This is a genomic window from Acinetobacter brisouii CIP 110357 (genome assembly GCF_000488275.1).
Classification (GTDB): domain Bacteria; phylum Pseudomonadota; class Gammaproteobacteria; order Pseudomonadales; family Moraxellaceae; genus Acinetobacter; species Acinetobacter brisouii.
Genome location: NZ_KI530762.1, coordinates 610,748 through 631,730, shown reverse-complemented (window position 1 = coordinate 631,730; position 20,983 = coordinate 610,748). Strand labels below are relative to the sequence as shown.

The following is a 20,983-nucleotide window of genomic DNA, read 5'->3' as shown; positions in this document are numbered from 1 at the left end:
GAAATATAACCCTAAAGGAAAAATTATGGCGATTTTAGTCACAGGTGCGACAGGCTTTTTAGGACGATTCGTACTGTTAGAATTATTACAGCAAAAACAAGATGTAGTTGCTCTACTCCGCAACCCAGAACAGCAAATGCCCACGCTATGCAAATGGCTACAAGAGAAAGGCGGTGATACTGCTCATTTACAATATATTCAAGGAGATTTAGCACAACGTGATTTGGCTGTATCTGCTTCAGATTGGCAGCGTTTAGCTCAAGTGGATACATTGATCCACACAGGTGTTTTATTTGCATGGAATTTAACTGCGGTTCAAGCTCAAACAACCAATGTTGATGGCAGTTTAATCCTCATCCAACTCTTAAAAGAACGGACACAACTACAGAGAGTCATACTGATTTCAGGCTATATGCTGACATTAAAAGCATACTTGCAGCAATACGGGATTGATCCAGCACAACCATTACAAAGCAACTGGCAGCAGCTTTACCGTCAACTGGGTAGTTATGAAGCTTCAAAAATTGAAGCGCATTTTCGTAGCTTAGCACTTGCTCAAGAGCTTAAACTGGACTGGACAGTGATTCATCCTGCTACTTTGATTGGGACTGAAAACACAGGTGAAATTGCAGAGCATCAGGTGTTTACCCAAATTGTTAAACAGATTAATCAAGGTAAAATGCTTGCCCTTCCTGGCTCAGCTCGGCACACTTTACCGTGGGTAAGTGTAGATCATGTGGTTCAAGGTATCATTCAGTGTTTAAAGGATAGATCGAGTTATCAACAGGAAATTCTGCTTGCACATCCGCAAAGTTTATCTTTTCATCATGTTGTCAGATTGATTGCGAAACAGCTTAAAATCCAGCCTCCTCACTTTTGTGTTCCACTCCCAATACTGGCAACACTACTCAGATGGCAACCACTTGCACAGCGCCTCAACCTCTCTCGGGAAATGCTCGAGTTTTTACGCACTGAACCACTAACACCAAATCAATCATATACAGTGCATCATGTATCTCAAGCGTCTTTAGATGAACAGTTGATGCAAAGTGTTGCTTGGATTAAGCAGCATTATTTATAAAAAAATAAGGGGTGAATCAATCACCCCTTCTCTTTCCAAGACCCGATTAGTCTTGTTCGATTTCATTACCCACGCGCTGTCTAAACTTCTGACCAGCACGGAAGGTGACTACGCGACGTGCAGAAATTGGAATTTCTTCGCCCGTTTTCGGGTTGCGACCAGGGCGCTGACGTTTGTCACGTAGCTCAAAGTTCCCAAACCCCGAAAGTTTAACCTGTTCGCCAGCGATTAATGCTTGGCTAATTTCATCAAAGAATAGCTCAACCATTTGTTTGGCTTCACGACGGTTTAAATTCGTAAGCTCACTTAAATGATCTGCCATTTCTGCTTTTGTTAATGCTGTCATGACGCCCTCAATGTTGCTTGATAAGTGTTTTGCAACACTTCAATGATGTGATCCATACCTGACTTAATTTCAGCATCTTCTAGTGTTCTCGAAGCATGTTGCCACAACAAAGCAAATGCCAACGATCGCTTACCAGCCTCAACCCCCTGTCCAGTGTATACATCGAACAACCACGTTGAATCGAGAAGCTCTCCACCAGTTTGTTGAATTAACTGCTGAATCTCTTTTACCTCAATCTTATCATCAATTAAAAGCGCAATATCACGTCTAACCGACGGAAAACGTGATAATTCTGTAAAATTAGATACATAAGATTGCAAAACAGCCGTTTGATCGAGTTCAGCCACCCAAGTTGTGCCCAAATCCAATTCATTTTCCAATGATGGATGCAAACGCCCCAAGTAACCAATCGACTGACCATCGGCCACAATTTCAGCTGACTGACCAGGATGTAGCCATTCACGGGTCGAACGCTGATACTGAACTTTGACGCGTCCAGCCGCAAGAATTTGCTCAACTTCACCTTTCAGGTCAAAGAAGTCCATTGGCTGAGTTTTCACATGCCACTGCTCTGGTGCAGACGAACCTACTGCAATTAACGCTAGCGTCGGAATCTGTTTCAGCTCATCGATATTGGTTGCATTTTGATAATCAAAGCGCAGACCTAACTCAAAGAAACGTACACGGTTTTGCTGACGGTTCAGGTTGTACTGCACACAAGGAATCAAACTTGAGAGTAAAGTACTACGCATCACCGCCAAATCGCTTGAAATCGGGTTTGCCAATGCCAATGGCTGTACATTTGGATTGAGCTGTTTTTCCAATTTCAAATCAGCAAAACTAAAGCTGATCGCTTCTTGGTAACCCAAAGTTGCGATGGTTTGACGCAATTGAGCCAATTCAAAACGGTCTTGATATGTCGCCAATTGCACGTCAATTTTTGGCAAGCTGATTTGAATGTTGTCATAGCCGTGAATACGTGCTACTTCTTCAATCAAGTCTTGGTAGATTGCCATGTCATAACGGTGTGATGGAGGTACAACTGACCACTCACCTTGTGCTTTAACTGTTACTGTACAGCCTAAACGAGTTAAAGCATCCGTAATAAAGTCACTTGCTACGGTATAACCCAACAATTGATCAACCTGAGCTTGGTTCAGTTCAATTGCTTCACGTTTTGGCAATAGGTCTGTTTGTTCAGCTACAGTTACAGGGCCAAATTCACCACCTGCAAGCTGTTGAATCAACTGTGATGCACGATTCATTGCCAAGATTGGTAATTCAAAGTCTACGCCACGTTCAAAACGCTGAGATGAATCCGTGTGCAAACCGAAACGGCGCGCACGTCCTGCAATTGCAAGCGGATTGAAGAATGCGCTTTCAAGGAAAATATCTTGGGTGTCATCGGTCACGCTTGATGCTAGACCACCCATGATCCCTGCGATTGCCAAAGCTTTTGCATCATCTGCAATCACCATGACATCTTCATTCAGCTCAACTTCTTGTTCATTGAGCAATTGAAGTTTTTCTTGAGCAGTCGCTTGACGAACCTGTACCGCACCTTCAAGTTTTGCCAAGTCAAACGCATGCATTGGTTGACCGAGTTCAAGCAAGACGTAGTTGGTGATATCCACCAAAATGCTATGTGTGCGTACACCTGAACGAGTTAAAGCTTGCTCCATCCATTCTGGTGTCGCTGCTTTCACGTTGACATTTTTAATGATACGACCCAAATAACGTGGTGCACCTTGAGTCGTCACAACGACTGCTTTTTCATCGGCAATGGTAGCTGCAACAGGTTGAATCTCAGGCTGAGTCACGGGTAATTGGTTAATTACCCCAATTTCACGGGCAATCCCACGGACACTAAAGCAGTCACCACGGTTTGGTGTAATTGAAATATCAATGACATTGTCATCAAGTTTCAAATATTCACGAATGTTGACACCAATTGGCGCATCTTCAGGTAGCTCAAGCAAACCATCGATTTTATCTTCAAGGTCAATCTCTGAAGCACCGCACAACATACCGTGTGATTCAATACCACGAAGCTTGCCTTTTTTGATTTTGAAATCGCCTGGCAAAACTGCACCAATCGTTGCAACAGGTGCTTTCATGCCTACACGCACGTTTGGCGCACCGCATACGATTTGCAATGGCTCACCTGAACCGATATTCACTGTGGTTACACGTAAGCGGTCTGCATCTGGATGTTGCTCTACTGTCAGCACCTCACCCACAACAACGCCTGTAAATGCTTTGGCGACAGGTGCAAGCTCATCGACTTCCAAGCCGAGCATGGTCAGTTGTTCAGATAATGTATTGCTATCGATTGCTGGGTTGACCCATGTGCGCAGCCAGTTTTCGCTAATTTTCATTTCGTAAAAAACCTATATATCTAAAATATTTCATCCTCTCCCTAGTCCAAGGTCCACATTGTCGGAAAATTCCATTCTTTAATGCGGAGCGCTTCTTCTTTTTAAAGAAGAGCTTAGGAGAGGATTTTAAAAAAATCTGTTTTAAGCAAATTGGCGCAAGAAACGCACATCATTTTGATAGAACATACGCAAGTCATTGATACCATAACGCAACATTGCAAAACGCTCTACACCCAGACCAAAGGCAAAACCTTTATATTTTTCAGGGTCAATGCCTGCTGAGCGAAGAACATTTGGATGCACCATGCCACAACCCAAAACTTCCAACCAGCGACCACGCTCATCCATAATATCCACTTCTGCACTTGGCTCAGTAAATGGGAAATACGATGGACGGAAACGCACTTTCAAATCTTTTTCAAAGAATTCATTCAGCAAGTTCACCAACAAGCCTTTCAATTCAGCAAAGCTCGTGTTTTCTGCCACATACAACCCTTCAATTTGATGGAACATCGGTGAATGTGTCTGGTCAGAGTCACAACGGTAAACACGACCTGGGCAGACAATACGAATCGGCGGTTGTGTTGTTTCCATTGTACGGATTTGCACACCAGAAGTATGGGTACGTAGCAAATGCGATGCATCAAAATAGAAAGTGTCGTGCATGGCACGTGCAGGGTGATGTCCTGGAATGTTGAGCGCTTCAAAGTTATGATAATCGTCTTCAACTTCAGGCCCTGTTGCAACGGTAAAACCTGCCTTGGTAAAGAACTGGCAAATACGCTCTTGTACTTGCGTCACAGGGTGAATACTGCCCATACTCTGACCACGACCTGGTAAGGTAATGTCGATGGTTTCACTCGCCAGTTTGGCAGTTAATGCTTGTTGTTGTAATGCAGTTTGGCGCTCAGTCAAAGCGTTATTGATTGCTTCACGAACAGCATGAATTTTTGCACCTTCAACTTTACGTTGTTCAGGATCCATTTTTCCTAAGGCTTTTGACTGCTCTGCAAGCTGACTCTTCTTACCTGTAAACTGCACCCGTACTTGGTCAAGTGTAGCAAGATCTTGAGCTGCAGCAATTGCATCCAGCGCTTCAGTGGTCAGGGCTTCCAGTGACATAATTTCTCTCAAAGCATCAATGTTAAAAAATAAATTAAACTTGTCATTCTAACAGCTTTTCAGCATATTGATGAGCTTTGTACACGATGAAAATTCTAATACCATCCTGATTTGTAAAAAGTATAAAATATTGCAACGGTAATACTGAGAAACACTATGGCACTCGACCCGATTTGGAAACAACAACTGACTTTAGTGACCTATGGCAATGAATATTTGTCTCATGGTCTGAGTGTGCAACAGTGGCGAGAGCTTCCCATTTTTGATGAGCATGTTTTCGCGTTTCGTGATTTGATGTCACAGCATTTGCTTGCCCAGCATTTTCAAATCTGGTTAGAAAACCTAAAAAAACAGGGAGTAACTCGCCTGAGCCTACATGCTTCAAGCATGCTCAACGATGAAAAAAATCCAAATCCAAACATTGAATTACTCCCCTATTCGCATTTTATTGTCAGCCATCATGACAAGAAAAAAACCGCATGGGTATTTGGCAATGAGCTGGCAGAATGGTTCAATGCAGAACAGGAATTTCTCATTCCATCTTCCCAGCAAAGCACGATTCGTCAGGAAACCCTGTGGAATTTCGAATTAAATAGCAAACTCTACAAAAAAATTCAGGCAGACCTACAAGCTCCTGACTGGGAGCGGATTCAGCAGTATCTTACCCAAGAGTTATTCAACACCACTTATGCCCAAGCTGTTCAGCAACAACGCTTTATTGAACAGCACTACACTGGGTTTAATCTAACCCAGCCAGAAAAGATTGCGATTGACCTAGAAGAAAAATCAGCACTCCTTCCTGCACAATATCAGGCGAATTTAAGCAATGAATTACTGATCAAACTTGAAGCCCTAGAGCTTGATCTCGCTGAGCAAGCGAAAGTTCATAAAGAAGAAAATCAGGTCTTTTCATCGGTCGACGAACAACGCGCATTTAAGCATTTTTCGGTAAAACTTGATGATTTATTCAGTAAATTTATTGTTAAAACTGCTAACCACTACCAAACAGCACAGCGTAAAGTCATAGAACCTGAGACACCATTTGATGCGCCAGCACCACAAGCTCAAGCAGTATCCCATTCTGGTTTACATCTGCATAAAGCAGCAACCAGCGAACAGCATAAGCATCAGATTTCAAATAAAAATGTGATCGCGTTAGTGATTATCACAGTGTTGATTTGTGCTTTGGCATATTATTTTGGTTTTTAATGAGATAACAGATTGGTATATCTTAAAGATGTGCCAATCTTTTGATTGACTTAACCTTGTTTTAATCTACAACAATTATAAAAAACCCATATCGATGATATTCGTCTTATTGGGTACTAAAAGGATAAAACTATGCAGATAAGCTTTTCTCGTTTAAGCCATTTTGGTCTAGTTGCTGTATTAAGTTTACCGATTAGCAGTTGGGCACAACCCACTTCCTCCGCTACAGATAACACCCATGAAGTCAATCAACGCCTCGATTTTTTATATGGTCAGCATCAGCCTTATCAGAAGTTTTTGAAAGATTTTCAGACTGCAACCTATGAACACCATAAAAACCAAGTAGTTGCGATGATCAACTATCCCATAAAAATCAATTTAAATGGCAAGAAAGTCACGTTTAAATCGCGTCAGGACTTACTCAAACGTTACGATGAAATCTTTGATCCAATGCTGGTCAAAACCATTCAGGAACAAAAATATGAAAACTTGTTTGCAAACACGCGTGGCGTGATGATTGGTGAAAGTGGCGAGCTCTGGTTCTCTGGTTTTTGTGTCGATAAAGACTGCAAAAAAGTGGATATCAAAGTAATCGCAATTAATAAGTAAAATTAGCGGTTATCGTAGCGGGTTATGCTGATCATAAATGTGGTTTTTAAATTCAAGTAAATGTCAGTTCTAGCACTGTTCAGTGTGCTGATTTTGATAATCAGATTTACTAAAAAATTCAGGTTTAGATGATTCGCCAATAAAAAAAGACCGCAAAATGCGGTCTTTTTTGAATCTCTAAGCTTATGCAGCTAAAGCAGATTTAGCTTTTTCAGCTAAAGCAGCAAATGCAACTGCATCATGCATAGCGATGTCAGCTAATACGCGACGGTCGATGATCACTTGAGCTTTTTTCAAGCCATCGATCATACGGCTGTAAGACAAACCGTTTTGACGAGCACCAGCGTTGATACGCGCAATCCATAGAGCACGGAATTGACGTTTTTTCTGACGACGGTCACGGTAAGCGTATTGACCAGCTTTGATTACCGCTTGGAACGCTACGCGATAAACGCGTGAACGAGCACCATAGTAACCTTTAGCACGAGCAAGAATTTTTTTGTGACGACGATGAGCCACTACACCACGTTTTACACGAGCCATTTATAAATCTCCTTAGATGTATGGGCACATACGACGAACTGAAGCAACGTCACTCACGTGAACCATTACACAGCCGCGCAACTGACGAATACGCTTAGCAGATTTTTTGGTCAAAATGTGGCGTTTGAACGCTTGTTTACGCTTGAAACCGTTAGCAGTCGCTTTGAAACGTTTAGCTGCACCACGGCGAGTTTTTAACTTAGCCATAACAACCTCTTTAAGCACCTGTTCGGCTCGTTTGCACCATTGCAATAACGACCTGCAGGTAAGGAAGGCAGTATTTTATAGTAAGTTTGCTCAAAACAAAAGCATTTCTCCTGTTAATTTTTGACATGACCTAGCCATTCTGCAAACAGAGTTTGTAATAGATTTGAATGACTATTTTTTTTAAATCTGTCATGTTGCCAAGGCATGCTCAACCAATGCCACAGACGAGTTTATGTTACAGAGAAAAATCAGACTGATGGATACGCTGTTATGCATCCCTGATTAAAACAACGCTGCTGGGCTGTCAGACTCGTCAAATCCTGCAAACTCAGGATAAAGCTTGAGCTGCCCTGCCAGATTATTTTTCGTGAATATGATGGATGAATTTATCTTAAAAATTTATATCCATTTTCACTATATTCAATAGTTAAAATCTCAAATCATGAGAGTAATCTTAGTCCAATATCGCTATAATCAACTTCTTTACCTCGCCTATATTCTAATATCATGCACACAAAACAGGATGCTTTTGCTGCACTTCGCTATCGCGATTTTTCGATTATTACGATTAACCAACTCTGTTTAACGCTCGGTATCCTCATTCAGGAAGTGATTGTCGGATACAGTCTTTATCAGATTACCAAAGACCCGCTAACCCTTGGTATGATTGGTCTGGCAGAAGCCATCCCCTTTATTAGCCTGTCTTTATGGGGTGGATATTTTGCGGATAAGTTCAATAAACAGACCATCATGAAAATCTGTCTATTTTTCTCTTTCCCATTGCCGCTCATACTATGGACGCTATTTCATCGTTATGATATTCATCTCATTTCAGTTGAAATGCTCAAATGGGGAATTTATAGCGTTATTTTTGGTTTCGGGATTATTCGCGGGTTTTATTCACCCGCTGCAACCTCACTGAAACCCTTCCTGATTCCACGTGAACTCTATACCAATGGTGCAACATGGACCACGATTGGCTGGCAAAGTGGCGTGATTTTAGGACCGATGCTTGGCGGTTTCATGTTGGCAGGTTTAGGACGTGAAACTAGTTTACTCACCGTTGCAGCACTGATGTTTACCTGCTTTTGTTTGGTGAATTTACTACAAAAACGCCAATTTCCTGCGATGGAGAAAGCCGCCCTTTGGTCAAGCATGCAAGAAGGCTTCCGTTTTATCTGGAATACCAAAATTGTACTATGGGCAATCTCGCTAGATCTGGTTTCAGTATTGTTTGGTGGCGTCATCGCATTACTACCGATTTTCGCTTCAGATATTCTAAAGACAGGGCCTGAAGGCTTGGGATTATTACGTGCTGCACCTTCGATTGGAGCACTCATTACCATGCTCTTGCTGACCCGTTTCCCTCCAACTCAACATGCATGGCGTAATATGCTTTTGGCGGTGGCAGGGTTTGGCATATTTACACTCATGTTTGCTTTTTCCAACCATATGTGGCTCTCACTGTTTGCATTGCTCATGACGGGTGCTTGTGACAGCGTTTCGGTTGTCATTCGCCAGACAATTTTACAACTCTACCCACCAGAAAATATGCGAGGCCGCGTTGCAGCAGTCAACGGTATGTTTGTCTCGAGTAGTAATGAACTTGGCGCGTTTGAATCGGGTTTGGCTGCCAAATACATGGGCACCATCACCGCAACCATTTTCGGGGGATGCATGACGCTAGCTGTCGTGATTTTAAGCTGGATTAAAACGTCTGAACTGTTTGATGTAGATGTCAATAAAAGCTCTCAGCATTAATTTCATGAGGGAAAGGAATATCTTTCCCTCACATCACCCAAACATGCCTAAATATAAAATATACAGACATATATAGCGCCCAGCTTTGGCAATTGTCACTATTCCTAAAAATCGCCAAAAATTTTCCCGCATTAAGCCTGCAATCAGGGTAATCGGATCACCAATAATTGGTGTCCAGCTCAATAATAATGAATAAAAACCATATTGATGGTAGATCTGCTGTGCTTGTTCTAGGCGAGATTCGGACACTGGAAACCATTTTTTATGCTTAAAATGCTCAATTTTAAGCCCTAACCACCAATTCACACATGAACCTAAAACATTGCCAACGCTGGCAGCAAACAACAACAATACGGGATCGTGATGACCTTGCATCAGTAAAGTCATCAACACAGCTTCTGACTGTAAAGGAAGTAACGTTGCAGCCCCAAAAGCAGAGATAAACAACAACCAATAACTCATGAGACCCAAGGAGAACAAGTAAAAACTATACGTGTATCGACAATGCTTTTTGAACCGCTGGACGGGCGTTCATACGTTGCATATAGGCTTTTACATTTGGAAACTCGTCTAACTCGATACTTTGCCATTCATAACGGCATAGCCACGGGAAAATTGCCATATCTGCAATTGAGTACTCCCCTGCCACATAGTCCAGACCAATCAGTTGCTTTTCAAGTACGCCATATAAGCGTTTGGTTTCATTGATATAACGGTCAATCGCATAGGGAATTTTTTCTTTGGCAAAGCGGTTAAAATGATGATTCTGCCCGAGCATTGGCCCCAAGCCACCCATTTGCCACATCAACCATTGTTCAACCTCAACGCGCTGTTGCTCATCCGTTGGATAAAACAATCCGGTTTTTCGCCCAAGGTATTGCAAAATAGCCCCTGATTCAAACACAGAGATAGGCTCACCACGCGGACCATTCTGATCAACAATCGCAGGAATTTTATTATTTGGAGAGATTTTTAAAAAGTCTGGCTGAAACTGATCATTTTCTGAAATATTGATCGGGAAAATTTGATATTCAAGTCCCATTTCTTCAAGCGCAATTGTTACTTTATGACCATTGGGAGTGCCCCAATAATATACATCAATCATTCGAATTCCTTTGCTTATTTGAGTGAGTCAGTTTTGGTTTGCCTGTTATATCATGTTTTTACGAAAGGTCTAAAACTATAAAACTGATAAAAATAATCAATATATCAAGACAAAAATAAATCTTAAAATCATATTATGAGAATTAAATTAATCATTACAGTCAATTAAAAGCTGACACTGTCATAAATATTACATTTATTATACTCAATTGCATCTTAACAAAGTCATGACTTCAACTCAGCGAAAAACCGCATAAATAAAAAAAGCACCGCCAAAACTGGCGATGCTTTTTTACGTCAAACCAAGCGATTACTTTTTCTTTTTAGGTCCAAGTAACATGCCCATTTGGCGACCTTCCATTTTTGGTGCCTGTTCAACAACACCCCATTCAGCCACGTCTGTTTCAATTTTTTGTAATTGAGCCAAACCTAACTGTTGGTGTGCCATTTCACGACCACGGAAACGCAAGGTAATTTTAACCTTGTTACCTTCTTCCAAGAAACGAAGAATCGCACGCAGCTTAACGTTGTAATCGCCAACATCAGTTGCAGGGCGCAACTTAATTTCTTTCACTTGCACTTGATGCTGTTTTTTCTTTGCATCTTTTTGCTTTTGCTTCAGATCAAACAAGTGCTTGTTGAAATCCATGATTTTACAAACAGGTGGCTCTGCATTGGCAACGATCTCAACAAGGTCAAGATCAGCATCTTCTGCAGCTCGCAATGCTTCATTTAATGAAACAATCCCTTTTTGTTCACCTTCAGCATCAATAAGCCGTACCTCTTTGGCACGAATCTCAGTGTTCAATGCTGGACGATTGCTTTTACCACCTTGTTGTTGGTTACGATCAGGCTGTTTAATCTTTCTTACTCCACAATGTACCGGCCGCGTTCGGCTACGGCAGATTTCACCAAGTCAATGAAAGCATCAATTGACATAGTACCTAAATTTTTTCCTGAGCGGGTACGGACATTGACAGTACCTTCTTCAACTTCACGATCGCCGAGTACCAAAAGGTACGGAATACGCTCAAGTGTACGCTCACGAATCTTAAAGCCGATTTTCTCATTTCTCAAGTCTGAAATGGCACGTAAACCATTTTCTTTGAGTTTTGCCACAACTTGTTCACACGCTTCTGCTTGAGAATCGGTAATGTTCATGACACATGCCTGAACTGGAGATAACCAAGGTGGCATGAAACCAGCATAGTGTTCAATAAGTATACCAATAAAACGCTCAAAACTGCCAAGAATTGCACGATGCAACATCACAGGTTGATCACGTTCATTATCTTCAGTTACAAATGAAGCATCTAAACGCTCTGGCAAGTTAAAGTCACACTGGATTGTACCGCACTGCCACACACGACCTAAGCAGTCTTTCAATGAGAATTCAATTTTCGGACCATAGAATGCACCTTCACCTGGTTGCAAGTCCCAATCAAGACCTGCTGCATCCAACGCGTCTGCCAAAGATTTCTCTGCCATATCCCAAAGTGCATCATCACCCACACGCTTTTCTGGGCGAGTAGACAATTTCATTTGCACTTCTTCAAAGCCAAAGTCTTTATATACGTCTAAAGTCAGTTTAATGAAGTCAGCAACTTCTTGACCGATTTGTTCTTTGGTACAGAAAATATGCGCATCATCTTGAGTAAAGCCACGCACACGCATAATACCGTGCAATGAACCCGATGGTTCGTTGCGGTGACATGAACCAAACTCGGCCAAGCGAATTGGTAAATCACGGTAAGATTTCAAGCCCTGATTAAACACTTGCACGTGACATGGGCAGTTCATCGGCTTCACAGCATAGTTACGACTTTCTGAATGAGTCGTAAACATGTTGTCCGCATAGTTTGCCGCATGGCCTGATTTTTCCCACAAAGTGAAATCTACGATTTGTGGTGTTTTAATCTCAAGGTAGCCATTGTCCTGCTGAACTTTACGCATGTATTGTTCAAGCACTTGATAAATGGTCCAGCCATTTGGATGCCAGAACACCATACCAGGCGCTTCTTCTTGCATGTGGAACAAATCAAGTGCTTTACCGATTTTACGGTGGTCACGTTTTTCCGCTTCTTCAATACGCTTGATATAAGCAGCAAGCTGTTTCTTGTCCGCCCAAGCCGTACCGTAGATACGCTGCAACTGTTCATTCTTCGCATCACCGCGCCAGTAAGCACCAGAGATTTTAGTCAGCTTGAATGATTTTAAGAATTTTGTATTTGGTACGTGTGGACCACGGCACATGTCCAAATAGTCTTGATGGTAGTACAAGCCCATTTGCGTTTCATTTGGCATGTCCGCAATCAAACGTAATTTGTATTCTTCACCACGTGCAGTAAATTCTGCGATCACTTCATCACGCGGGGTCATTTTTTTGATGACATCATAGTCTTGGTCGATGAGCTTTTTCATACGCTCTTCGATGGCAGCCATATCATCTAATGTAAATGGACGTGGCATCCAGATGTCATAGTAGAAACCTTCTTCAATGACAGGACCAATCACCATTTTTGCTTCTGGGAAAAGCTGCTTAACTGCATGACCAACCAAGTGCGCACATGAGTGACGAATGATTTCGACGCCTTCTTCATCTTTAGGCGTGATAATTTGCAGCGTTGCATCTTCGGTAATTAAGTCACACGCATCGACCAAGCGACCATTTACACGACCTGCAACAGTATTTTTTGCAAGTCCAGGTCCGATACTTAGAGCGACATCCATAACGGATACAGCTTGATCAAAAGTTTTTTGATCGCCATTTGGCAATGTGATAATTGGCATAGATAAATCCTTAAGGAGTGATGCCCCGCACAATAGAGCATGTCACCGCGAGATTAAAATCGAGGAAAACCTCAAAATAAAAACGGTGGCTAAAAAAGTCCCCTATGATTCTACACGTCTTGTGCTATTTAAGAAACCTTTGTATTTCAATCTATAATTTTTTTAAACCATATCAATCCTCAGGCCTAAAATAAAATTCTCCAGCCAGTACACTTAAGACTAAAGCAGGGCTAATTTTTACAGCAAAACTCATCTAATGTGTATGCAAAATAGTCAAAACGATAGAACAACAACACGACAGGAGCAATTGACATGGCAGTCAGTGCATACGATGAATTACCGAAAAATGCAGCGAATTTTGTTGCATTATCACCACTGCGCTATCTGGAACGGGCAGCTCATATTTATCCGCATCAAGCCGCCATAATTCATGGTACGCGGCAGATTACTTGGCGTGAAAAATATACTCGCTGTCGCCAGTTTGCTCACCAGCTCAATCAGCTCGGTATCGGGAAAAATGATACTGTTTCGGTATTATTGCCCAATATTCCTGCAATGATTGAAGCGCACTTTGCAGTTCCCATGGCTGGTGCTGTACTCAATACACTCAATACCCGCCTCGATGCCAAAACACTGGCATTTATGCTAGACCATGCCGAAAGCAAAGTCTTGCTAGTTGATAGTGAATTTTCGACACTAGCACAAGAAGCACTGGCTTTGGTTAAACATCAGGTTCTTGTGATTGATGTGCATGATGCCGAATATGATGGCGCTGTAAAGGATATTGGTTTTATTGAGTATGAAACTTGGCTCGCACAGGGAGATGCCGATTTTGAATGGCATTTACCTAACGATGAATGGGATGCCATCAGTCTCAACTACACGTCAGGCACAACAGGCAACCCCAAAGGTGTGGTTTACCATCATCGGGGGGCGTACATTAATGCCGCCAGTAACATCATTGCCAGTGGCATGATTCCGCGCGCTAAATATCTATGGACACTACCACTCTTTCATTGCAATGGCTGGTGTTTCGCATGGACAATGGCTGCCAATGGCGGCACCAATATTTGCCTGCGTAAAGTCGACACGGAACAGGTTTTTCAGCTGATTGCCCAACATAAAGTTGATTATTTCTGTGGCGCACCGATTGTGTTGTCTATGCTGATTAACACCCCTAAAGACAAACAGATCGCGTTTAACCATCGAGTAGAAGTCATGGTCGCAGGTGCCGCACCACCCGCAGCGATCATTGAAGGTATGCGCAATATTGGCATTAATGTCACGCATGTCTACGGTCTGACTGAAACTTATGGTCCTTCTGCACTCTGTGCTTCACAAGCAGGCTGGAGTGAGTTATCTATTCAGGAACAAGCTCAATTGCATTCGCGTCAAGGGGTACCCTACCCATTACAAGATGGCATGAAAGTGATTGATCCTGAAACTATGGAACCCGTACCACATGATGGACATACCATGGGCGAAATCATGTTCCGTGGCAATATTGTCATGAAAGGTTATCTAAAAAACCCAAAAGCCACCGAAGAAGCTTTTGCTGGCGGATGGTTTCACACGGGTGATCTTGCAGTTTGTCAGCCTGATGGCTATGCCAAAATTATGGATCGTTCTAAAGACCTGATTATTTCAGGTGGAGAAAATATTTCATCTCTTGAAATTGAGGAAGTGCTGTATCAGCATCCTGCTGTTTTAACTGCGGCAGTGGTTGCCAAACCCGATCCTTACTGGCAGGAAGTACCTTGTGCTTTTATTGAAGTCAAAACAGGTCATGAACTCAGTGCAGAGCAACTAATTGAACATTGCAAACAATATCTGGCACGTTATAAGTTACCAAAAGATATCGTGATGACCGAAATCCCCAAAACCTCGACAGGTAAGTTACAGAAATTTATTTTGCGAGAATGGGCAAAACAACGTGCAGAACAGCAAACAGGCTAAATTCAACACAAAAAATAAGCGACCTTAAAGGTCGCTTTATTTATCTTGATTTACCCTGATCAGAGAGCAGTCCAACTTGCTGTACATAGTTCAACAACTTCTGACGTGAAACTTCAAGCTCTTCGTCCGTTGCTTCAAGTTGCTTGTCGCGGTAAATACGCAAGACATGCTGACGCAAAGTATGCTTATCAGTTGCATTGAACTGCTTGCTAAATTCATGAATCGCACTATCGCCTTGCTCAATCATGCGATCGACCCAGCGTTGCAACTGTACCTGTTTTTTCACGCCTTGCTGCGGAGTTAGATACGATAAAATCAGGCTTTCATCTTCATTGCGAAGCAGTTTACCAATCCGCTGGAATTGGCGGCGGCGTGCTTCAAATGAGCTAATAGTTTGTACATCAAGCAGCGCTTCAATTAAACGTTCTTCAACAGGGAGTTGTTGAATTTGCTTAATGGATAGTGCGGCCAATCGTTCACCCAAAGCTGCCATACGCTGTACAGCTTTCTTTTGTTCAGTTTTGCTTGCACGACCATCTAAAGATTCAAAATCTTCTTCGGTATAGCGTTGTTGCGGTTGCGGTCGTCGTGCCACGTTTAATCTGCCTCATAAAATTTTGCTGCGAAAAGTGCCAGAACTTCGTCTAAGGCTTTCTCTTCATCTGGTCCGTCTACAACAATGCGTAATGTTGTCCCTTTTCCAGCACCAAGCATTAACAATGCCATAATGTTTTTTGCATCGATCAATTTCTCGCCCTTACCTACCTGAATCGAAGAGCGGAATTTGGTGGTCACTTCAATTAATTTGCCAGAGGCACGTGCATGTAAACCAAGTTTGTTAATTACATCTACTGTCGTGTCGATCATGACCAATGCTTCATTTCTCTATGTAAAACCTGAATAGACCAGTTCGCCTTCAGTGCTTTTCTGAGTCTATCCACCATATAAACTGAGCGGTGCTGCCCACCCGTACATCCAATGGAGACGGTAATGTAATGTCTATGCCCTTCTGCAAAGGCAGGAAGCCATTTTTCTAAAAACTGATAAATATCATTAAACATGGCATTGGTTTGATCATTTGCACCCAAAAATTCCTGAATCGGTGTATCTAGACCAGAGAATTTGCGTAATTCTAAATCCCAATGCGGATTTGGCAAGTGTCTTACATCAAAAACATAGTCAGCATCGAGTGGAATGCCATGTTTATAACCAAATGATTGTAAAATCACAACCATATCTTCTGACTGTCCAAGTTTGGACAACAAGGTATGCTTTAAATCATGCACACTTTTGTCTGTAGTATCAATATTGACTGTTGCACGAAACTGCATTGGCAGCAACAGGCTTTTTTCTATTGCAATACATTCAAGCAAAGTTTTATAACGTGTTGCAAGTGGGTGAGGACGGCGTGACGCACTAAAACGAGAAATCAACCCCTGATCCTGCGTGGTCAAATAAATCACATCGACCACACCATGTTTTTGTAATTGTTCAAAAACGTGATCAAATTCCTGAAAATCCGCTTGTGTACTACGAACATCTACACCAAGCGCCAATTGTTCAAGATTATTTTCATGATCCAGTTTGGCAACAATTTCGGGAAGCAGTGCCAACGGCAAATTATCAATACAGTAATAGCCCAAATCTTCGAGCACCTGTAGCGCAGAGGATTTTCCTGAACCTGATTGACCTGTGACAATTAAAATACGTTTCATGACACTGCTTTCCTCATTGCGTTTAGACAATGTTATCCAACAAATTTGACAATCAAATTATCGATTAAACGAGTTGTGCCTAATTTTGCTGCCACAAAGATCACAGTATCTTGTTTAAAGTCTGTGACCATTTGCAGCGCTGGACTACGCGCCTCAACATAATCAACGACAAAACCTGCCTGTGTAAGTTGTGTTGTAATCTCAGCCAAAACGGTATCCAGACTCACACCCTCTAGCAAAGCCTTTTCAGCATGTTTCAAACTTTGATAAATCGTTGGTGCCACCGCACGTTGCTCAGGGGTCAAATAACCATTACGTGAGCTCAGTGCCAAACCATCAGCAGCACGTGTGATAGGCACACCAATCACTTCGATCGGGAAACTTAAATCTTGCACTAACTGACGAATGACCGCCAACTGCTGAAAGTCTTTTTGCCCAAAAAATGCCAAGCTAGGTTGAACAATATTAAATAACTTGCTAACCACAACTGCAACACCATCAAAGTGTCCTGGGCGCGACGCACCACACAAATCAGCCGTAATACCCGAAACACTAATGTTTGTTAACAATGGCTGTTTGCCATACATTTGTTCCACACTCGGTGCAAAAACAATATCGCAACCGACATCGGCAAGTAACTGGCTGTCTTTGTCTAAAGTCCGTGGGTAATTATCAAAATCTTCGTTTGGTCCAAACTGAATTGGATTCACAAAAATGCTGACCACGACAACATCACACAATTTTTTCGCTTCGCGAACTAAATTGAGATGTCCTTCATGCAAATTCCCCATGGTTGGGACAAATCCAATGCGTTTTTTTGCAGTACGTGCTGGACTAAGCGCTGCATTTAACCCCTGAATGGTCGTTTCAGTTTTCATGATTACAACTCAACTTGGAAAGTATGTTCAATATTTGGGAAACTTTGCTCAAGCACCGCTTGATGATAGGATTTCAGAGCATCGACAATCGCATGTTCACCTGACTGCTCTGCCATAAAGTTACGCACAAATTTGGCAACTTTCCCAAAAGTTAATCCTAACATGTCTTGCACAACAAGCACTTGCCCATCTGTATCTTTTCCAGCACCAATCCCAATGACAGGAATATGAGGAAACAGTTCAGTGACTTCTTTGCCTAGCTGTGCAGGTACACACTCTAAGAGCAACATGGCAGCGCCTGCTTCAACCAAAGCCCGACAGTCTTCAATCAGTTGATCGGCTGCATCACGGGTTTTCGCTTGTAGTTTATAACCACCAAAGACATGTACTGACTGCGGCGTGAGTCCCAGATGCATACAGACTGGAATACCGTTACGGGTTAAGTTTTTGACCGTATCTGCAAGCCATGCTCCACCCTCAATTTTGACCATCTGTGCGCCAGCCTGCATCACCATTCTGGAATTTTGCAATGCGTCATTCAGTGTGGCATAACTCATAAAAGGTAAATCTGTCATGAGAAAAGCGTGCTGGTTAGCACGGCGCACCGCTGCTGTATGATATGCCATATCTGCAACTGTCACAGGTAAAGTCGAATCGTGCCCCTGAATGGTCATTCCTAAGGAATCTCCAATCAAAATGCTATCAATTCCTGCAACTTGCATTGCTTTTGCCATACTGGCGTCATAGCAAGTCAAGCAAGAAAACTTTTTACCTTGTGCTTTCAATTGTCTTAAATCATGGAGACTAATCATTCAGCGTCCTCTTGTTCATCCTGAGGTTGATTCTGCTGTGACACATCAGCCCAATGACGGTTCAGTATCGGGGTTAGAGTGGATGCCTGAACAATATCGAGCTGTTTCAGTGACTGCGAATCAACAGTTAACTCTACATCTAAGTCTAATAGTGGGATCACCACAAAATCGCGCAATAACAGCCCCACATGCGGTACAGTGAGACGTTCATGTTGAATTTTCTCTTGTCCATATAACAGCAGATCCAAATCTAAAGTACGCTCGCCCCAGCGACGTAAACGTACTCGACCGGCATTCTGTTCAAATTGCTGTAATTGATCCAATAACGCAAGGGGTGCCAAATCGGTTTTCAACTCAGCAACTGCATTCAAATAATCGGGTTGGTCTTGTGGTCCCATCGGTGGGGTACTGTACAACTGCGAGACTCGGACATCACCTAAAGTTCGCAGTTTTGCGATGGCTTCTTGCAGAATATGTAGTGAATCACCCAAGTTGCTTCCTAAACCGATATAACTGGTCACTGTCATTGTGTTGGCCCAAAAATCACTTGGCTTAAATCACGCTGTACCCGTTTGCGTTTTAAAATCGGATGATTCGCATCAACACCATCAGCATTACTTACAGCTGTGTTTGCAGTTGAACGAACTGGTGCTTGTGCAGATTTGTTGCGCGAACGGCGACTGCGGGTTGGTGCTGCTTCTGCAACCAACGGTGCGATTACTGTATCAACCTCAACATCTTCTGTACGTGGTTTACGACGGGTCTTGGCACGTTGACGATTGTACTGGGAAATAGCCACTTCTTTTTGGTCTATGGTCATATCCTGATAGGCTTCCCACCACTGTCCCATACCTTGCGTAGTGTCATCACCCGATTTTTCACGCAACAACAAAAAGTCAAAGCCTGCACGAAAACGCGCATGCCCTGCTAAACTTTCAATTTGTTGTGGTTTTGGGCTCAACAAACGCGTTTGCATTTCCCAAACTTCACGAATAAAAGTTTCAGCAAAACGTGGAATAATGGTACGCGTCGACTGGCGTTTGAGTACATCTAAACCTGCTTGTGCACGAGCCTCAGCGGCAACTACACCTTTTGCCAAATAAAACTCTGTACGCTCCTGAAAGTTGCGCCAAAGCAATACGGCATAGAAAAATGCAGGGTTAATGGTTTTGCCAACCTGAATACGCTGATCGGTATTTTTTGCAGCCAAAGCAACAAATGCAGTTACATCTGGGCTGACTTCAGCAAACAACTGTTTCCATAAACCAAATTCAATCAGTAATGGTAAAACACGTTGCAAATGCCCCATTGTAAAGAGTTTTTGTGATTCATCGTATAAACGGTGCGGAGAAATGTCACGTAATAACTGCGTCATTTCAGGGGTAAACACATCCAGGATTTCAGGTGCAATACTAAAATTAAGTTTGGCTGCAAAGCGTAATGTACGCAACATTCGCACAGGATCTTCTTCAAAGCGTAGCTTTGGTTCACCCAATAAACGTAAAGTTTTACTTTTTACATCATCAATGGCATTGCAAAAATCTAAAATCACACCCTGACGTGGTTGATAGTACATCGCATTAATAGAGAAATCACGACGAGCAAAATCCTGCTCAATCGTTCCCCAATTGTTATCACGTAGGATCATGCCAAGCGCACTGGTCACTGCCTTTTTCGGTGGTGCACGAAACGTTGCAACTTCTATGAGGTCTCGACCAACATAAACATGTGCCAACTCAAAACGTCGCCCAATAATTCGGCAACGACGCCCAAACACTTCTTTGACCTGCGCTGGTGTAGCGTTCGTTACCGCATCAAAATCTTTCGGATGTAGCCCGAGCATCAAGTCCCGAACACCACCACCGACGATATATGCCTGATAACCTGCTTTGGTGAGAGCATCAATAACTTCTAATATAGAAGGAGGTAATTGTTTGATGGATAAACCATATTTTGACGCGCGTAAGGTATGCAAAAGACGCTTTCTCCTACGTCTGGAGTTAAAATTTTCAATCGTTGCTAATCATAGAGCATAGACCAATAAAGGGCAATTTGATTCTTCATTCAGGCAAACATGAATTTGCCGTTGAATCTGTGGATTTTTTCAGCAGTTATAACACCAGAAATCCACGGTTTTTCGCAAATAACTTATCCCCGATTCCCTTAACATTTTTAAGTTCATCAATGCTTTTGAATTTGCCATTTTTCTGGCGATATTCAACAATTGCCTGTGCTTTCTTTGCACCAACACCTGTGAGTTTATTCTGTAATTCCACTGCCGAGGCTTGGTTGATGCTCACCTGATGTGCGCCACGCGCGGCCTGTGGAGCATGACTCTGATATTGTACCTGTTGCTGTTGTTTCCATTGCATATAACGCTGATCATAGCTTTGTGTATTGTTATTTGCCCATGCCGAGCATGCGAAGCCAAAACTCAAAATGAATGAACTTAAAGTTTTTATCATATCTTAA

At 42.4% G+C, this 20,983-nt stretch carries 22 protein-coding genes; 5 read left to right on the top strand and 17 right to left on the bottom strand.

Annotated features, from left to right (window positions below; genetic code table 11):
• Positions 1-25: 25 nt before the first annotated feature.
• Positions 26-1,081, top strand: coding sequence for an SDR family oxidoreductase (locus P255_RS02980; protein ID WP_004903463.1), 1,056 nt, complete (start codon positions 26-28; stop codon positions 1,079-1,081).
• A gap of 46 nt (positions 1,082-1,127) precedes the next feature.
• Here P255_RS02980 and P255_RS02975 read toward each other — a convergent pair whose 3' ends face one another.
• The 3 genes from P255_RS02975 to pheS all read right to left on the bottom strand — a co-directional run bounded on the left by P255_RS02975 (position 1,128) and on the right by pheS (position 4,927).
• Positions 1,128-1,427: an integration host factor subunit alpha gene (locus P255_RS02975; protein WP_004753656.1), complete on the bottom strand. Its 300-nt coding sequence runs from the start codon at positions 1,425-1,427 to the stop codon at positions 1,128-1,130.
• Positions 1,424-3,805: a phenylalanine--tRNA ligase subunit beta gene (gene pheT, locus P255_RS02970; protein WP_004903461.1), complete on the bottom strand. Its 2,382-nt coding sequence runs from the start codon at positions 3,803-3,805 to the stop codon at positions 1,424-1,426. The genes P255_RS02975 and pheT overlap by 4 nt, the downstream gene beginning before the upstream one ends.
• Before the next feature lie 141 nt (positions 3,806-3,946).
• Positions 3,947-4,927 (bottom strand): phenylalanine--tRNA ligase subunit alpha, encoded by a 981-nt coding sequence (gene pheS, locus P255_RS02965; RefSeq protein ID WP_004903459.1) that lies wholly within the window; start codon positions 4,925-4,927, stop codon positions 3,947-3,949.
• A gap of 156 nt (positions 4,928-5,083) precedes the next feature.
• Between pheS and P255_RS02960 the strand changes: the two genes are divergently transcribed.
• Together P255_RS02960 and P255_RS02955 are read left to right on the top strand one after the other, a co-directional pair.
• Positions 5,084-6,136 carry a hypothetical protein gene (locus P255_RS02960; RefSeq protein WP_004903458.1) on the top strand — a complete coding sequence of 351 codons (1,053 nt, stop codon included), beginning with the start codon at positions 5,084-5,086 and terminating at the stop codon, positions 6,134-6,136.
• Positions 6,137-6,268: 132 nt separating this feature from the next.
• The gene (locus tag P255_RS02955; RefSeq protein WP_004903456.1) at positions 6,269-6,745 is read left to right on the top strand and encodes a hypothetical protein; all 477 of its coding nucleotides are present in this window, start codon (positions 6,269-6,271) and stop codon (positions 6,743-6,745) included.
• 183 nt (positions 6,746-6,928) lie between these two features.
• Here P255_RS02955 and rplT read toward each other — a convergent pair whose 3' ends face one another.
• Both rplT and rpmI read right to left on the bottom strand, forming a co-directional pair.
• The gene (rplT, locus tag P255_RS02950) at positions 6,929-7,288 is read right to left on the bottom strand and encodes a 50S ribosomal protein L20 (protein ID WP_004753667.1); all 360 of its coding nucleotides are present in this window, start codon (positions 7,286-7,288) and stop codon (positions 6,929-6,931) included.
• 12 nt (positions 7,289-7,300) lie between these two features.
• Positions 7,301-7,495 carry a 50S ribosomal protein L35 gene (gene rpmI / locus P255_RS02945; protein WP_001096359.1) on the bottom strand — a complete coding sequence of 65 codons (195 nt, stop codon included), beginning with the start codon at positions 7,493-7,495 and terminating at the stop codon, positions 7,301-7,303.
• A gap of 507 nt (positions 7,496-8,002) precedes the next feature.
• On the opposite strand from rpmI, the gene P255_RS02940 reads away from it, so the two are divergent.
• On the top strand, positions 8,003-9,256 hold the full coding sequence (locus P255_RS02940; RefSeq protein ID WP_004903454.1) for an MFS transporter: 1,254 nt from the start codon (positions 8,003-8,005) through the stop codon (positions 9,254-9,256).
• A gap of 33 nt (positions 9,257-9,289) precedes the next feature.
• Here the strand turns inward: P255_RS02940 and P255_RS02935 are convergent, their stop codons facing one another.
• The 4 genes from P255_RS02935 to thrS form a co-directional block, all read right to left on the bottom strand.
• A complete protein-coding gene (locus P255_RS02935; RefSeq protein WP_004903452.1) occupies positions 9,290-9,718 on the bottom strand; it encodes a YqaA family protein in 429 nt (142 codons plus the stop codon).
• Between the two features lie 25 nt (positions 9,719-9,743).
• On the bottom strand, positions 9,744-10,361 hold the full coding sequence (locus tag P255_RS02930) for a glutathione S-transferase N-terminal domain-containing protein (RefSeq protein WP_004903449.1): 618 nt from the start codon (positions 10,359-10,361) through the stop codon (positions 9,744-9,746).
• Positions 10,362-10,670: 309 nt separating this feature from the next.
• Entirely contained in the window at positions 10,671-11,222 is a 552-nt protein-coding gene (gene infC / locus P255_RS02925) for a translation initiation factor IF-3 (RefSeq protein WP_081402000.1), read from the bottom strand.
• A gap of 5 nt (positions 11,223-11,227) precedes the next feature.
• On the bottom strand, positions 11,228-13,150 hold the full coding sequence (gene thrS, locus P255_RS02920; RefSeq protein WP_004903443.1) for a threonine--tRNA ligase: 1,923 nt from the start codon (positions 13,148-13,150) through the stop codon (positions 11,228-11,230).
• 312 nt (positions 13,151-13,462) lie between these two features.
• Here thrS and P255_RS02915 point away from each other — a divergent pair, with 312 nt between their 5' ends.
• On the top strand, positions 13,463-15,106 hold the full coding sequence (locus P255_RS02915; protein ID WP_004903440.1) for an acyl-CoA synthetase: 1,644 nt from the start codon (positions 13,463-13,465) through the stop codon (positions 15,104-15,106).
• 40 nt (positions 15,107-15,146) lie between these two features.
• Here the strand turns inward: P255_RS02915 and yjgA are convergent, their stop codons facing one another.
• The 8 genes from yjgA to P255_RS02875 all read right to left on the bottom strand — a co-directional run bounded on the left by yjgA (position 15,147) and on the right by P255_RS02875 (position 20,976).
• Complete coding sequence (gene yjgA, locus P255_RS02910) at positions 15,147-15,701, bottom strand: ribosome biogenesis factor YjgA (RefSeq protein WP_004753683.1); 555 nt, start codon at positions 15,699-15,701, stop codon at positions 15,147-15,149.
• 2 nt (positions 15,702-15,703) lie between these two features.
• Positions 15,704-15,973: an HPr family phosphocarrier protein gene (locus tag P255_RS02905; RefSeq protein ID WP_004903438.1), complete on the bottom strand. Its 270-nt coding sequence runs from the start codon at positions 15,971-15,973 to the stop codon at positions 15,704-15,706.
• On the bottom strand, positions 15,970-16,821 hold the full coding sequence (gene rapZ, locus P255_RS02900; protein ID WP_004903437.1) for an RNase adapter RapZ: 852 nt from the start codon (positions 16,819-16,821) through the stop codon (positions 15,970-15,972). The genes P255_RS02905 and rapZ overlap by 4 nt, the downstream gene beginning before the upstream one ends.
• Before the next feature lie 32 nt (positions 16,822-16,853).
• Complete coding sequence (gene panC / locus P255_RS02895; protein ID WP_004903436.1) at positions 16,854-17,699, bottom strand: pantoate--beta-alanine ligase; 846 nt, start codon at positions 17,697-17,699, stop codon at positions 16,854-16,856.
• A gap of 2 nt (positions 17,700-17,701) precedes the next feature.
• The gene (gene panB, locus P255_RS02890; protein ID WP_004903435.1) at positions 17,702-18,511 is read right to left on the bottom strand and encodes a 3-methyl-2-oxobutanoate hydroxymethyltransferase; all 810 of its coding nucleotides are present in this window, start codon (positions 18,509-18,511) and stop codon (positions 17,702-17,704) included.
• Positions 18,508-19,038: a 2-amino-4-hydroxy-6-hydroxymethyldihydropteridine diphosphokinase gene (gene folK, locus P255_RS02885; protein WP_004903433.1), complete on the bottom strand. Its 531-nt coding sequence runs from the start codon at positions 19,036-19,038 to the stop codon at positions 18,508-18,510. The genes panB and folK overlap by 4 nt, the downstream gene beginning before the upstream one ends.
• Positions 19,035-20,486, bottom strand: coding sequence for a polynucleotide adenylyltransferase PcnB (gene pcnB, locus P255_RS02880; RefSeq protein WP_004903431.1), 1,452 nt, complete (start codon positions 20,484-20,486; stop codon positions 19,035-19,037). The genes folK and pcnB overlap by 4 nt, the downstream gene beginning before the upstream one ends.
• A gap of 136 nt (positions 20,487-20,622) precedes the next feature.
• Positions 20,623-20,976 (bottom strand): ComEA family DNA-binding protein, encoded by a 354-nt coding sequence (locus P255_RS02875; RefSeq protein WP_004903430.1) that lies wholly within the window; start codon positions 20,974-20,976, stop codon positions 20,623-20,625.
• Positions 20,977-20,983 lie beyond the last annotated feature (7 nt).